The 15,368-nt window shown below is 41.4% G+C and carries 10 protein-coding genes and 1 CRISPR repeat array; of the genes, 5 read left to right on the top strand and 5 right to left on the bottom strand.

Translation table 11 applies throughout. From position 1 onward, the window contains the following. The first annotated feature begins 576 nt into the window (after nt 1–576). Nucleotides 577–4,764: a PAS domain S-box protein gene (locus A4S05_RS04665; RefSeq protein ID WP_069068666.1), complete on the top strand. Its 4,188-nt coding sequence runs from the start codon at nt 577–579 to the stop codon at nt 4,762–4,764. Next, nucleotides 4,761–5,729: a GGDEF domain-containing protein gene (locus A4S05_RS04660; RefSeq protein ID WP_069068665.1), complete on the top strand. Its 969-nt coding sequence runs from the start codon at nt 4,761–4,763 to the stop codon at nt 5,727–5,729. The genes A4S05_RS04665 and A4S05_RS04660 overlap by 4 nt, the downstream gene beginning before the upstream one ends. Nucleotides 5,730–5,779: 50 nt before the next feature. Here the strand turns inward: A4S05_RS04660 and A4S05_RS04655 are convergent, their stop codons facing one another. The 3 genes from A4S05_RS04655 to A4S05_RS04645 form a co-directional block, all read right to left on the bottom strand. Then, nucleotides 5,780–6,898: a helix-turn-helix domain-containing protein gene (locus A4S05_RS04655; RefSeq protein ID WP_069068664.1), complete on the bottom strand. Its 1,119-nt coding sequence runs from the start codon at nt 6,896–6,898 to the stop codon at nt 5,780–5,782. After that, nucleotides 6,891–7,220 carry a type II toxin-antitoxin system RelE/ParE family toxin gene (locus A4S05_RS04650; RefSeq protein WP_069068663.1) on the bottom strand — a complete coding sequence of 110 codons (330 nt, stop codon included), beginning with the start codon at nt 7,218–7,220 and terminating at the stop codon, nt 6,891–6,893. Before A4S05_RS04650 ends, A4S05_RS04655 begins: the two co-directional genes overlap by 8 nt. A gap of 89 nt (nt 7,221–7,309) precedes the next feature. Further along, nucleotides 7,310–8,446 carry a cob(I)yrinic acid a,c-diamide adenosyltransferase gene (locus A4S05_RS04645; RefSeq protein ID WP_069068662.1) on the bottom strand — a complete coding sequence of 379 codons (1,137 nt, stop codon included), beginning with the start codon at nt 8,444–8,446 and terminating at the stop codon, nt 7,310–7,312. 236 nt (nt 8,447–8,682) lie between these two features. Here A4S05_RS04645 and fraC point away from each other — a divergent pair, with 236 nt between their 5' ends. The 3 genes from fraC (at nt 8,683) to A4S05_RS04630 (ending at nt 11,213) form a co-directional block, all read left to right on the top strand. Then, nucleotides 8,683–9,225 carry a filament integrity protein FraC gene (fraC, locus tag A4S05_RS04640; RefSeq protein ID WP_069068661.1) on the top strand — a complete coding sequence of 181 codons (543 nt, stop codon included), beginning with the start codon at nt 8,683–8,685 and terminating at the stop codon, nt 9,223–9,225. Nucleotides 9,226–9,288: 63 nt separating this feature from the next. Next, the gene (gene fraD, locus A4S05_RS04635) at nt 9,289–10,296 is read left to right on the top strand and encodes a septal junction protein FraD (protein ID WP_069068660.1); all 1,008 of its coding nucleotides are present in this window, start codon (nt 9,289–9,291) and stop codon (nt 10,294–10,296) included. 137 nt (nt 10,297–10,433) lie between these two features. Beyond that, on the top strand, nt 10,434–11,213 hold the full coding sequence (locus tag A4S05_RS04630) for an ABC transporter permease (RefSeq protein ID WP_069068659.1): 780 nt from the start codon (nt 10,434–10,436) through the stop codon (nt 11,211–11,213). Between the two features lie 492 nt (nt 11,214–11,705). Here the strand turns inward: A4S05_RS04630 and A4S05_RS04625 are convergent, their stop codons facing one another. Both A4S05_RS04625 and A4S05_RS04620 read right to left on the bottom strand, forming a co-directional pair. Further along, the gene (locus A4S05_RS04625) at nt 11,706–12,362 is read right to left on the bottom strand and encodes a pentapeptide repeat-containing protein (protein ID WP_069068658.1); all 657 of its coding nucleotides are present in this window, start codon (nt 12,360–12,362) and stop codon (nt 11,706–11,708) included. Nucleotides 12,363–12,721: 359 nt separating this feature from the next. Next, nucleotides 12,722–14,476, bottom strand: coding sequence for an asparagine synthetase B family protein (locus A4S05_RS04620; protein ID WP_069068657.1), 1,755 nt, complete (start codon nt 14,474–14,476; stop codon nt 12,722–12,724). Between the two features lie 200 nt (nt 14,477–14,676). Next, a CRISPR array of direct repeats spans nt 14,677–15,156; the repeat unit is 37 nt; unit sequence GTTTCAATCCCTAATAGGGATTTTAAGTAATTGCAAT. Nucleotides 15,157–15,368 lie beyond the last annotated feature (212 nt).

Here is a 15,368-nt window from a genome sequence, read left to right as displayed (position 1 = left end):
TGTGTGTACACCGTAGCCTTATTAAGGGGAGCCAGCGCGGTCTTCTCCCAAGTGGAGCGACTGGCGTGGGCTAGGGGGGATCGAATTATATGCAGCTTCATAAAAAATTGGTATAAGCCTTTATTCGTATCAGTGGCACATTAGGGAACGCGAGTGCGTCTCATAGAGAAACCAAGTGCGGACAATTTGCGGCTCTCAAAAAAATGCTAATTATAACCAGAAATTATTAAGCTTTTCTAACAATCTTATATATAAATATTCTACTTAAAAATAAATTCGGTAATTATCCCCTTGCTATTGATATTTTAGATTACTTAAAAGTAAAAGTTAGTGCATTCAGGAGGGAGAAGGCAGGAGTCAGAAGTAACTTACGTTTAAAAGCGTGGGATTGAAGCAAGACAGGAGGCGAAATGCCTCGCCTAGGCGCTTTGTATCAAGACGCATAGCGCGAGATACAATTCTTCTTTTTAAGCTGGGTAATAACCCAGAACTAAAGTTTTCATTCATAATTCTTTCCTCCTACTCTCTGCCTCCTGACTTCTCTGATCAGCCCTGAAAGTGCTGGAGGGTTAATAAGTGATCAAACAGCAGCGATATGACTGGTTCAAAGCTGTGAAATTTTTCCGTAAACGAGAGTTACTAGTGCTGTTGCTAGGAATTTTCTTTTCAATCTCTGTAGTCCTACTCTGGCAGAGACTTTTAATCCAAACTCCGTGGTTATTAATACAAGTAGTATTTATTGCGGGCTTATTGATTTTTATCGCCTTGATATTATCAATCTATTGTGTCCTGGCAATGAAAGCAAGTAACCAAAAAATAACAGCAATAAATCAGGAATTAACTCACAGGATTTTTGAACAAAAACAGGTAGAAATTGCCCTCCGCACCAGTGAAAATCGTTTGCGGCAGTTGTTGGAAACTGTCAAAGTCATCCCTTGGGAATTAGACTTGAAGACTTGGCGATTTATTTATGTTGGGCCGCAAGCGGTTGAATTACTAAAATATCCGATCGCAGAGTGGTACGAGGAAAATTTTTGGGTTAATCATCTGCATCCACATGATAAGGAAAAGTCTATTCGTTTTTGTCAAGAAGCAACTGCTAAGTGTCAGAATCACGAATTAGAATACCGGATGTTAGCAGCTGACGGGCGAGTTATTTGGTTGCGAGATGTTGTTAGCGTAGTTCGGGAAGCAGGAACTCCTACTATGCTGAGAGGGTTTATGTTTGACATTACTGATTTGAAGTTGGTTGAAGAAACTTTGAGACTGAGGGAGAGGGCACTTGCTGCCACCAGTAATGGAATTATTATTGCCGATGCTAGGCTCTCTTATACTCCGGTTATTTACGTCAACCACGCCTTTGAGCAAATAACAGGCTACAAGGCTACTGATGTGATTGGGCAAAACTGTCGATTTTTGCAACGCACAGATACCCAGCAATCAGCACTTAATGAATTGCGGTCATCTATTCAAGCTGGAACAAGTTGCAAAGTTGTTCTCCGCAACTATCGCAAAGATGGTACTTTATTCTGGAATGAATTGAGTATTTCTCCTATCCATGACGAAAATGGGAAGTTAAGCCACTTCATTGGCATTCAGACAGATATTAGCTTACGCAAGCAAGCTGAAGCTAGCCTGCGTCGGCAAGCCCTCACCTTTGAAAACATGCATGATGGCGTCATTATCACAGATTTAACCGGAAATATTGTTGACTGGAATGCTGCTGCTGAAAGTATGTTTGGCTATACTAAAGCCGAGGTTTTGGCTAAACATCCTAGTTTTTTGCATCAGCCGGAAGTCGCTGCAACCTTAAGCACCAAAATCTTGGAAAAAGTCAACCAGCAAGGACGCTGGTCAGGGGAAATACACTTTATTCGCAAAGATGGTAGTGAGGGAATTTGCGAAACAACCGTAATCTCTTTACAGGATGAACAGGGAGAAACTGTTGCCACTGTTGGCATCAATCACGATATCACCGAAAACAAACGAGCTAAAGAGGCACTGCAACGGCAATTGCATCGCACCTTATTACTTGAACAAATTACTCAAGAAATTCGTCAAAGTCTTGATGCCAGCAAAATCTTTGAGACGGCTGCTACCCAAATTGGACAAGCATTTGGGGCTGAACGGTGTTTGATTCACTCTTACATTAGCGACCCTACACCCAGAATTCCTTTAGTAGCAGAGTATAATATACTTCCTGGTTACTGCTCCATGTTGAAATTGGAAATTCCCATGACCAACAATCCTCATGCAGAGCAGATGATGGCACAAGAAATAGCGATCGCTTCTCCAAATGTGTATGTTGATCCTTTACTCCAGGCGGCTGAACCGATCTGCCGAGAAATTGGGTTGAAGTCTATGCTATCAATCCGCACTTCCTACCAAGGAAAACCCAATGGTGCGATCGGCTTACACCAATGCAGCTATTTTCGCCAGTGGACACAAGAGGAAATCGAATTACTAGAAGCAGTGGCGGCTCAACTGGGTATTGCTCTAGCACAAGCTCACTTACTGGAACAAGAAACACGCCGACGTGAAGAACTTACCTTGAAAAACTTTGCCTTGGAACGGGCAAAACGTCAAGCAGAAGCCGCGAATCGGGCAAAAAGTGAGTTTTTGGCGATGATGAGCCACGAAATTCGGACTCCAATGAATGCTGTTATTGCCATGACAGGTCTATTGCTGGATACTGAACTCACGCCTCAACAGCAAGATTTTGTAGAAACAGTTCGCAGTAGTGGAGATGCCTTACTCACCATCATCAACGACATTCTAGATTTCTCAAAAATTGAATCTGGCAAACTGGAATTAGAGGAACAGCCTTTTGATTTGAGAGCTTGTGTCGAGCAGGCTATTTCGCTATTAGCCCCGAAAGCTGTTCAAAAGGATATCGAGTTAGCTTACCTAATTCAGCCGCAAGTTCCGACTCAAATCATCGGCGATATGACACGTCTGCGCCAAGTCTTGATGAATCTTCTCAACAATGCCATTAAGTTCACTGAAAACGGAGAAGTGGTACTCTTTGTTGAATTAGGGACTGGGGATCGGGGATTGGGGACTGGGGATCGGGGATTGGGGATTAGGGGTAATGAGGAGGAAACTTCTTCCCAGTCCCCAGTCCCCAGTAACCAGTCCCCAGTCCAAATTCAATTTGCCATCAAAGATACAGGTATTGGCATCGCACCAGAGAAGATAGAGCGGTTATTTCAACCCTTCGCTCAGGCTGATGTCTCCATGACTCGACGATATGGCGGCACAGGGCTAGGATTGGTCATCAGCAAGCGGCTCAGTAAGATGATGGGTGGCACTCTTTGGGTAGAAAGCCAGGGGTTTGTCGGTGGCAATCCTAGCCCTAGATGGGAAAATGGACAATTATCAAAAAAGCTGCTTTCTTCAACATCTCCTGATTCTTCCCCAGGTTCAACCTTTTACTTCACCATTACTACCAAAGTAGCTGCTCAGTCAGAACAAGCTGAATTAAGCACTTCGCCAGTACAGCTTGCATCCAAGCGACTGTTGATTGTGGATGACAATTTCACCAATCGCCAAATTCTTAGATTGCAAGCTGAGTCTTGGAAAATGGAAACTTATACTGCCAAATCTGGTAAAGAAGCTTTAGCTGAACTTGCCAAGGGAACGCAGTTTGATATTGCCATTTTAGATATGCAGATGCCGGAAATGGATGGGATTACCCTAGCTCGTCAAATCCGCAAGCAATCTGGTTGTCAAAATCTACCTTTGGTGATTCTGACTTCTTTGGGTAGAGTAGAAACTTTTTCTGACTTTAATGATGTCCAGTTTGCTGCCTCTTTGAGCAAACCCATCAAACAGTCGCAACTATACGATGTAATTACCCGTATTTTGGGTAATCAGCCGATCCAAGCCAGTATTTCTCATTCTCCCTTGGTTGACCGGCATTTAGCCCATCGATTGCCACTGCGGATTCTTTTGGCAGAGGATACGGTTGTCAATCAGAAAGTTGCTCTACTGATGCTACAGAAAATGGGTTATCGAGCAGATGTCGTCACCAATGGACTAGAAGTGCTCAAGGCTTTGCAAAAACAGTCCTATGACTTAGTGTTGATGGATGTCCACATGCCTGAAATGGATGGGTTAGAAGCAACTCGGAGAATTTGTCAAGAATGGGAAGTAGGTTTTCGTCCTCATATCATCGCCATTACTGCCAATGCAATGCGGGGCGATCGCGAAGTATGTCTTGCTGCTGGTATGGATGACTACCTGAGTAAACCTATTCAGCTGCAAGAATTGGGTCAGGCACTCAGCAAATGTCCACCTCAAAGAAGTTCTGAATTCACTTCCACAGAAACACAAGGGAAAGTGATGTCTTTAGAATTGCAACTTTCACCAAATGTTCTACAGGAAGGGGAAAACCAGACATTAAAAAGTGCCAAAATTGATGCCAAAGTTCTCCAATCGTTGCGGAATATGGTCAGAGGAGATCGTGTGGCATTTGTTGAACTAATTGAGTGTTATCTTACAGAAACACCGAGACTGGTGCAAGATATTAGCACAGCTATCACAACTCAGGATACCAAGACTATATGGAAAACAGCCCACAAACTAAAGTCCAGCAGTGCTTCTGTTGGAGCGATGGACTTAGCGCAGCTTTGCAAGGTGTTAGAAGTACAGGGACGCAGCAGTAACTTAGAAAACAGCCGAGAATTGCTCTCACAACTATACCAGGAATATGAACAAGTTAAAACTGCCTTACAAAAAGAACTTGCGAAGGAAGTACCATGAAAGCCAATGCTCCAGAAAGTCAATCTTTAGTTCTAATTGTTGATGATGAACCTTTTATTCGCTTGATATTGCGGCATTTCTTAGAGCGGGAAGGGTATAAAATAGCAGAAGCTCAAAATGGCATAGAGGCTTTAACCGCTTTTAAGCAACTGCACCCTGATATAGTACTCCTTGATGCCATAATGCCGGATATGGATGGGTTCGAGTGTTGTACTCAATTGGAGCTTCTTGATCGTAGCAAGCACACTCCGGTTTTAATGATTACAGGACTTGAAGATCAAGAGTCAGTTGACCGTGCATTTGAAGTGGGGGCAATGGATTATGTTACCAAACCGATTCACTGGCCAGTTTTGCGACAACGGGTAAAACGTTTGATTCAGCAATCTCAGTTACAGCAAAAACTGGAAGCCGTTAATCTGGAATTGCAGCGATTAGTTACTATCGATGGATTAACTCAAGTAGCTAACCGCCGACGCTTTGAAGAGTATTTTAACCAAGAGTGGCAGCGGATGAAACGGGAGCAACTGCCGCTCTCTTTGATTCTTTGCGATGTTGATTTCTTCAAATCATATAATGATACATACGGGCATCGGGTAGGCGATCGCTGTCTTCAGAAAATTGCTCAAGCCATCAAAGATATTATTAAACGTCCTGGAGACCTCCTTGCGCGTTATGGTGGGGAAGAATTTGCTGTGATCTTACCTAACACAGATACGGAGGGGGCGACTTATGTTGCTGATAAAATTTGTCATACTGTCCGAACACTAGCAATTCCTCATCAAAATTCCCAAGCTAGTCCTCATGTAACTATTAGTGTCGGGTTTACAACAGAAATTCCTCAGTCCGATTCTGACTTGGAAGAAATGATTGCAGTAGCGGATCGGGCGTTGTATCAAGCAAAGGCCGCAGGACGCGATCGCTTTGTGCAAGATATTTTAATACCCACAAGTCAAAATTCCCGCTAATGCGCCAAAATTCACACATTTTCAGTTTATTTTCAACGTAACGGTTTGTATTATCGTCTGCTCATTTCTATGTCTTGAAAATGCAAACCCACTTTTAAATCATTCATCCAAGACGGATCAATTAGACGATCGTGTTGCAGCCGACCTACAACAATATCAGGATTAATATTGATGCGTTCTGCAAAATAAATCACATCATTTTTAGATTTAAGCTTCGCTAATTCCCCCTCATACTCAGGTGGGATCAAAAATTCCCGCGACCATTTATCTGCTTCGCTCTCCTGCTCCGATTTCAAACTTTCCCCACTATTCCATTCATCAAGAAAAATATTTTCCTTATCATGTAGCAAAATATGTGCTGCTTCATGGAAAAAATTAAACCAGAAGCGGTCATTGGTTTTACCGTAAAGCGAAAGTTGAATCAGCGCCTTATGCAGGTTTAACCACCGGGCAACACCACTAACGTGCGCTTTCTTGATTGATGGTACTAAAACAAACACAACCCCTGCTTCCCAGCACAGCTTTTGCATCTGTGGTTCAAACTCCTCTGGCGGTAACATCGTCAAAGTGCGAATTTCCCGCACAGCCTTTTCAAATTTTGGTTTATTGTATTTGGGACAATCTAGTTGTTCTGCTCTAATTTCCCCCAACCTTAACCAAGTGGAAATAGCCCCAACATCACTTTGCTCTTTGCGTGTCCGACGAAAAGCAACTTCCATACCTGCATAATAATTCTGCCAATCTTCCGGCGAGGCAACACCGAAAAATTGCAGTAACTTTTTTACCAAACTAGGCTTATTCTTATCAATTAAACGGCACTTAGGAATTACACCTTGGTTCATCAAGTCTTTGACTGGTAACTGATCTAACCAAGATGTCCACTCCTTTAAACGGTTTTCTTCTTCTTTCTTTGCCAAAGCGGCGCGATATTGAGCTTCATATCTGAGCCAGAATGCTGCTGTACTACCCATAACCCGTTCTAGCTTCAGGGCTGTTTCTTCATTGATTGGTGCTTTGCCATTGATCAGTAGGCTGATATGTTTTGTGGTGTAGCCTAAACGCTCTGCTAATTGTGCTTGTGTCCAATCACGCTCTTCTAATAAATCAGCGATGGCATCACCGGGAGAAGATACCCAATCTGGAGTAAAGGGACGGGTTGTCTTAGTCATGGTAATCTCCAATGAAAACAATACAAACAGCAGTGACTTTTGACCAATCAATGCTTCCATCCTCGGTAAGAGGGATGGGGTCGTTGTCTGGCTTAAATACAAGTCGTTTACCACCTTCTAGGTTTACTGCAAATTCACCTGCCCGATCTCCTTTTAAGGGATGGGGATGACCTATAACTAATTCCGTGACACAACTAGCAGCACCAAGAATAGCCAACTGGGTTGTCAATTTCTTGGCACAGTTTGCACCCAATTTTCTTTGTGCTAAGTTTTGTTGTTCGCATAGGTTTTGCAGTTTGCGGTCAGCGAAGGTGATTTCCATGCGTTGCTATACTAATATAAGTTTACCATTTTGGTAAACAAATTTGTTATTCTCTTAGAGAATCTAGCATATCAACTAATCAGCAACGCCTAAAAATCTACCCCCCGTTTCAGTTCTACACCTTGATTAGCATAGTGTTTGTGGCAATAAACCTCTGAGTGGACGCTAGCCAAGTCGAAGTATGCGGGTGGATTTTGGCAGCGACCAGTGATAATGATTTCGGTATCGCGGGGTTTGCGGAGTAAAGCTTGAACAATGGGTTCTACGGGGAGTAATTCTAAATCAACGGTGGGATTGAGTTCATCGAGAATAATAGTTTTATACAACCCAGAGGCGATCGCAACTTTGGCAATTTCCCAACCTCGTTCGGCTTCTACATAGTCTAATTCTTGCCGGGAATTTCGCCAGACGATGGCATCTCCACCGCAGCGCTGATGATCTACCACTTCTGGATATGACTGCTGTAAGGCGGCGATCGCAGCGTCTTCTGTGTAGCCACTACCACCTTTAAGCCACTGCATAATTAACACACGGGTAGACCCAGGATGATTAATTCCCCTACCAATAGCTTGTAAGGCTTTACCCAAAGCACTAGTAGATTTGCCCTTACCAGCACCAGTATAAATTTCAATCCCTTCCAGGAAGAGGGCTTTAGCTGTTGGGTGGTGATGAGGTTTCATTTCTGAGTGCAAATCTGCAATATCCAGTAACTTTTGCGGTGCAGCGCGTCCGGTGGCGATGATTTCCAACTCTTGGGGTTTGGATTTTAATGTTTTTACCACTTCATCCACAGGTAGCAAACCTAAATCCAGAACGGGGTTAATTTCATCCAAAACGACAACTGAATATAAACCACTAGCGATCGCACCTTTGGCGACATCCCAACCCCGCATCGCTTCATCTCGGTCAAATGTGGTAATTTCTTCTGGGCCAAAAAATTCGGCTCTCCCAGTGCGAACCTGGTCAATTAAATGGGGAAACCCGCGCTGCAAAGCTGCGATCGCCCCATCTTCGTCATAATCACGTTCTGGCCCTTTTAAAAACCGCAGTAGTAAAACGCGGTTAGAATTGCTAGGCGTATTTATCCCCAAGCCAATGGAGCGCAAAACCACCCCTAAAGCCGCTTGGGACTTACCTTTACCCAAGCCATCATAGACGTGAATTTGTCCAATGAGCCGTTCCTGACGCACTTGCGCCGTGCGAATACCGATACCGTTCCTTGTCATCTCTCGAAAAGCTATAACTATGGCAGTCTTTAATCTTACCTAACCTCTTGTACTCTCATCTTAGAAACTGCCCCTCTAGCGCATTCGTACATAATCAGCTTGATGTATTAAAAATATCAATAAATGACTACTGACACACCAGCATAGTAAAGGACAAGAACAATGCGATAATTTCCCCCATCACCCTCACTATCCCAGTTATACTCTCAACAGTTAACCCTTACCTTTGACCATTTATGCCTGAAAATTGGATGCTTCCCAGGATTTTTCCCATTGGTGGAATTCTGTTTGACTTTTTATTTGTACTGATTGCCATCCCCATCGAAGCGTATGTTTTGCACTTTCGACTAAAATTTGACAAAAAGTCCAGTACTTTTTATGCGATTTCTATCAATCTGTTTTCTAGTGTAATTGGTTGGTTCATATTTTTTGTATCAGAACCAATGTTGCCAATTAATTTGAAATCAGAATTAATTAATTATATGTTTTTTAATAATTTTAAATCGCCCAATACACAACCTTTAATTATCTTAACAGCCTGTATAATTTTCTTTACTACTTTTCTGATGAAATTTTTTATTCTAAAGGTTTTGCTACTATCATTATTAAATGACCCACTAGCTAAAAAAGAAGAGGAGCCAAAAACATCTCAGCGGCAGCGATGGCGTCGGTTTAGCAGCCTTAAATTACAAAATACTAATTTAGTTACTACTATATTGATAGCCAATTCTTTGAGCTATACTGCGATAACCATTATTTTATTATTTCGCTCAAAATAGCAAGAGTTTGCTTGTTTAATTCAGAGGAAGATTAGTGATTTATTAATCAGGTGTGGGGAGAAAATGAATACGCTACTTAAAGATGTATTTGGGATTTTTAAATTTGCCGAAGGGCTTTATGCGGGAATCAGAAAAGTATTAGTTCCCCCCAAAGCTTATTCTTGGCAGACATTTATTTATATGAGTGTTTTTTCTTGGGTACTTTCATATTTTGCCACAGGTTATATCAAAGATATAATTGCCTTTTTTGGTTGGTTATTTTTAATTGCCGGCACAGCTTGGTATACAACTGAAGATCCTTTGAGAGTTCCTGGTACTTTTATGCCAGTCGGGGCGGTAATCACTGGATTCTTAGTGAGTGTTTTTGCTTTTGGAAGTCAAGAGGATGTAATTACACCCAGAACAATCATTTTTTGGCCGACAATTTCAGCGCTAATTACGGCAATACCAGAATTTATTGAAGGAACTGACACCGACGCTAAAGCTCGCATTCCTAAGCCAGAAGACCGCCAAAAAATCATAGTTTTGGTTGCTAGTAGTATGCTACTAAGTTGCTGGATTCAGTTTTATTTTGTAATGGATAATTGGTTACAACAATATCCCAGTTTGCAAGCAGATACTTTTCAACGTAGTACCTTTGTTGTCAGAACAGAAGAACAAGTAAAAATTCCCAAAAATGGCGTTGTAATTCTAGAGGAACTTCAACCAATAGTAGTAGAACAGATAGCTGAAACACCTTGGTCGGAAGTAGAGAAATGGTTGCTAGAAGCGAGACAGCGGGTAGGAGCTTTGGGTAGGGGAGTAATTCAAAAAAACCTAGCTAAATATGAAGAGAAGGAACTATGGCGCGTTGAACCGCGTGTAGCTAATACTAAATCTGGATATATATTAGATTTACTAAGTATTTGGATAGGACCAAGTTCTAACCCACGGGGATATTACTTGAAAAAATCTTGTCGCATTGAACCAGTTGCAGTAGGCAATAATTCAGAGAATAAGATTACAGTTGCAGAAATTGAATGCGATCGCGCCAGTAAACTTATTGCTGGAACACCGCCTCCGCAGCAGTGAAGAAAGGGGCAGAGGGGCAGAGGAGCAGGGGAGTAGGGGGAAGAATAATAAAATTACTTTTTTACCCTCTGTCTCTTCCCAATGACAAATGACAAATTACCAATGACAAATGACAAATGACAAATGACAAATGACAAATGACTAACAACAGAATTTTTGTATTGGCAAAGAATGTATTTCAGGAAGTGGTACGCGATCGCATTTTATATATTATTGGTTTTTATGCCCTAATACTCGCCACTGCTTTCCGCGTCGTTCCTGAATTTGCAGCTACAGCTGAAGACAAAACGTTTTTAGACTTTGGGATGGCGGCGATGAATGCCATCGGGTTAATTATCACGATATTTATTGGTACAGGACTAGTTAACAAAGAAATCGAAAAACGCACTATCTTGGTGTTAATTGCTAAACCTGTCAGTCGCAGCGAAATTATCGTCGGCAAATACTTGGGTTTATCCGCAGTCCTAGCTGTACTTGTCGCCATGATGACAGCAATTTATCTGGTATTTCTGCAATTTGGTAATATTCCTCATCCTACGGCGAGTATTCTAATTGCAGCCATTTTCTTATTTTTGCAGTTGTCATTAATCACCGCTGTGGCAATTACCTTCGGTGTTTTTACTGCTTCTCTGCTAGCAACTGTTTTAACCTTTGCAGTGTATTTAATCGGAAATATTACTCAAGATTTAGTACAACTTGGTCGTCTTAGCCGTAATCCTGGTATGGAACGTCTAACTCAAGGTTTGTTTCTCATCTTGCCAGATTTATCTCGATTAGATTTAAAAAATGATGCCGTTTATGGTCTGCAAGCACTACCTGACACCACTGCACTGATTACAAATGCTGGCTATGGCTTACTATATAGTGCCATGTTATTAGCGATCGCTATTCTGATCTTTTCAAAACGCGAATTTTAGCCCAATACGCTTGGGTTAAGGTTACTGATGTAGATAATTTGTCTTTGAAGACGCGATGAATCGCCATCTCTACAAGTGTTTTGGGCTTATCTGAACTGTATTGCCTTAAAAAGGGGGGAACCGGAGTCAAAGTCCCCCTTTTTAAGGCTACGGTGTACACACAAGTCAAAAGAAGATCAATTTCTCGTTGTTCTCTCGTTTATCTCGTTCCTATGCTCTGCATAGGAATGCCTGATTAGAGGCTCTGCCTCTAGTCAGATATTGAGTCAGAGACTCAATGAATGCATTCCCAGTCGGAGACTGGGAACGAGGAAATGCTTATCAAGCTAGGTTTTTAGGACTTGTGTGTACACCGTAGCTTTTTAAGGGGAGCAAGTGGCGTGGATTTAGGGGGGATCTAAAACTTTAGATACCGACAAGAAGACTTTTCAAACATCCTCTTATAGCAAACAGAAAGTTCTTCCCTCCTAACAAATGACCAATGACAAATGACTAATAAATAACTATTTGAGGTTGCTCAATTGTGCCATCAGGCATAATTGTATCTCCGAACTTCGCATAAGTCAGATTTGTCTTCCAAAGATTTGCCTTACTCAAGTTTGCATTAGTTAAATTTGCCCATGTCAAATCTGCGCCAGTTAAGTTGGCCTGAGTCAAATTAGTTTCTAGTAATTTTGCTCCACACAGTTTTGCTCCTGTAAGATTTGCAAAACTTAAGTTAGCTTCAATCAGTGATGCTTCAATTAATTTGGCTTCACTTAAGTCTGCTTCTCTCAAATCCACATCACACAGAGAAGCACCCCAAAGATTACTACCTATAAATTTCACCCGCCATAAGAAAGTTCCGCACAAATTTGCTTGTGTTAAATCAGCATTAGTCAAATTGGCTTCACACAAAGATGCTTCATACAAATTAGCTTCACGTAAACTAGCTTGCATCAAATTTGCGCCACTTAAATTAGCACGAGTGAGAACACAGCCAGATAAATTTGCACCACGCAAATCCGCTCCAATAAAATTAATACCACTTAAATCAATTCCTTTCAGATCGATTCCACTCAAGTCACATCTACTGAAATCCCGGCGCTGAAAATATTTATTTGTGATTTGACTTAATATAAATTCCTGCTGTTGGGCATAATTTTTCATGGTATTCACCTCTGGGTGTAATTTATCTCAAAGGTCGAGTGTGATAGTTACCGTATATTGAGAGTACACCCGAAATGGATATCCGCTCAGTAAATAATCAAGAATAAATTGATAAAAAACCGCCAATCGCTTGAAAATACGCGTTTTTGGTGGTTTTTAAAACAAAAAATGCTGACATAAGTCATGAAATATTCATACAACAATGGTCATTTGTCATTTGTCATTTGTCATTAGTACTAATGATTTCGATTTACCTACGGGTTTTCATAAACAAAGTCTGGGGGTTAATTCCCCTAACTCTACAGTCAGCAGGTTTTGTGTTGGGGTTAAATCCCCATTAATTTGAACTTGACAGACTACTATTGCGCTTTTTGATTTACTTGTAACCAAATTTCTAAACTAGCAAGCAACCACAACTTCACACCATAACGACTCCAAGTATCTCCTTGATAGTTTAACCAATTGCTAATTGGTAACTGGTTTAAATAAGGAGTGATAGCTGCATTCCGATTGAGCAATAAATCTCTGGCTTCTTGTTGCCAATATTTGCGAAATCCTAACTGCACTGGCACCATCATTCCACTTTTGGGACGATGAATAATTGTGTCTGGTAAAATATCTATGATCGCTTGTTTTAAAACCGCTTTCTCTTCCACTCCAGACAGCTTATACTCTGGAGGGATTTCCATGCTTAAGTCTACTACTCGTTGGTCAAATAAGGGAGAACGGCCTTGCAAAAGGGCTGCTTGAGTTAAGTTACTCACTTTTGTCAGAATTTGGTCAGCGCCTTTAAATTTGATGTTCATCGCCATCAAACGATTGAGATAACTAGCTTGGGAATATAAATCTTCTTCAAAAACCCAAGGTGCGGTTTGTACTGCTTGCCAAACTTCTGGTTTTAAAAGTTGCGGTAAATCAACAGCGCACTTTTGAAAGGAAATTAAATAAGCTTGTAATACATCCTGATTGGTAACAGAGCCATATAAACTATTAATTAACATTGGCTGATTTTTTGGCCCACCAAAACAGGGGTCGCCACCTTCACCATTTAAAACTACTTCTACGCTTTCTCTCGCCAATCGTCCCAGCAAAAGGTTGGGAACAGTCAGTGGGTCGCCAATGGGGTCATCTAAATAGGCCATTGTTTCCGGTAGACGTTCCCACATATCCTTAAAAGTAATTTCCAAAATGTGGTGCTGCGTCTGACAATGGGATGCAACGAGACTGGAAAATTCTAATTCATTGGGACATTCCGAACCAAAATGAATTGAGAAGGTGTGGACTGGTGCTTTGTGGAATTTTGCTACCAAAGCAGTGATACCACTAGAGTCCAAACCACCAGAAAGAAAAACGCCGACGGGTTCATTTGCTGGTGGTAAATATTCTTGAACAACTTGGTTTAGCAATTCTCGCAAGCGATCGCCATGCCATACTAAGGGTTGATCTATTGCTGTAATCTGTTCTTGAAGCTGCCAATAAGCTTGAACTTTGTAGTCGGGAAGTTCTAAAACGGTTCCAGGTCGCAATTCCCGCACCTGTTCCCAAAGGGTTCGTTCTCCTGGAATAAATGCACAACAAAGATAATCTCGTAACGCCACCAAATCTAAATCAGATGACCGATGGGGTGATAAAGTTCTTAGTTGAGGCGCAATCCAACGAACTGAACCAGTGGTAGTGTAGTAGAGGGTACGAACACCGATGCGATCGCGAACCAACCTCAAAACCTGTTTTTCTCTATCCCAAATCACTAGGGCAAACATCCCCACAAGTAGCCGAAGACTTTCATTACCCCATCGTTCCCAAAGATTGGCCACCAGTTGCAGAGAACTTCCTTGAAAGCTATCCGGTTCAATTCCCAACTTTTGTAGCAACTGCACTTGGTTAGTGAACCAAACATCACCAACAACAACAAATCGTCCTCCAGAACTGATTGCTAATTTTTCCGTCAGAAATCCAGAATCCTTGCGTGGTAAAATTACAAAAATTTTTTCATCTCGCCAAGCTATATTTTCATAATTTTCATCAACTGTCCCCCACCCTACGCGCCAGGTTGGGTCAGTCTTGATGGATTCTATTTTAGGAGATTTACGGTGTTTAAACGCATCAAATAGCATGGGAAATTTTCAACGCATAATCAGTAATTTTAAGGTATTGCACAAACCTCTTTACTGAAAATAGCTGTAATTCCAGTATGAATCACTCTCATACTTTTTTCAACTTTTCCAACATGGAAGCAGATTCTATCCCTAAAACGATCGCACAAGCAAGTCAGCAAATGCGCTTAGGCTTTCGGCATTGTATTAGTCCAGGTGTGGTTTCAATCCCTAATAGGGATTTTAAGTAATTGCAATCTTTTGTCTGATTCGTTGGCGGTCGGTAAACTTATAGGTTTCAATCCCTAATAGGGATTTTAAGTAATTGCAATCAAAGCAGGAGAAGAAGCAGGAGCAGAACTAGGAGGTTTCAATCCCTAATAGGGATTTTAAGTAATTGCAATGCAATCTGAAAAAAGTGGGCCCAAATCGGCTGGAGTGTGTTTCAATCCCTAATAGGGATTTTAAGTAATTGCAATTTTTGTTGTATAAGTCGCCGGGTATGAATATGTCTGTTTCAATCCCTAATAGGGATTTTAAGTAATTGCAATTTGCCACCCTTTTTGGATGAGTCGGAAGAATCGGATCTACCTGTTTCAATCCCTAATAGGGATTTTAAGTAATTGCAATATCTTTTGTTATCGGTATCTCTGCAAGAGGCATCGTTTCAATCCCTAATAACTCAAGTTGCTAGTTACATACCAAGAAAGATGACATAGGGGTATAAAAACAATAAAATCCCTCCAGACAGAAAATTAGGAGGGAAATATGTTAAATGAAATAGTTACTATCTATTCTGTCATAGATGACCTATTGAAGGCGATTGGACATGATGAGGATATTCGTCGTGAAATGAGTGATGCAGAAATTATCACCACGGCAATGATAGCGGCAATGTTTTTTGGTGGGAATC

The sequence above is a fragment of the Nostoc sp. KVJ20 genome (genome assembly GCF_001712795.1).
Classification (GTDB): domain Bacteria; phylum Cyanobacteriota; class Cyanobacteriia; order Cyanobacteriales; family Nostocaceae; genus Nostoc.
This window is presented reverse-complemented; position numbering and strand designations above follow the sequence as displayed.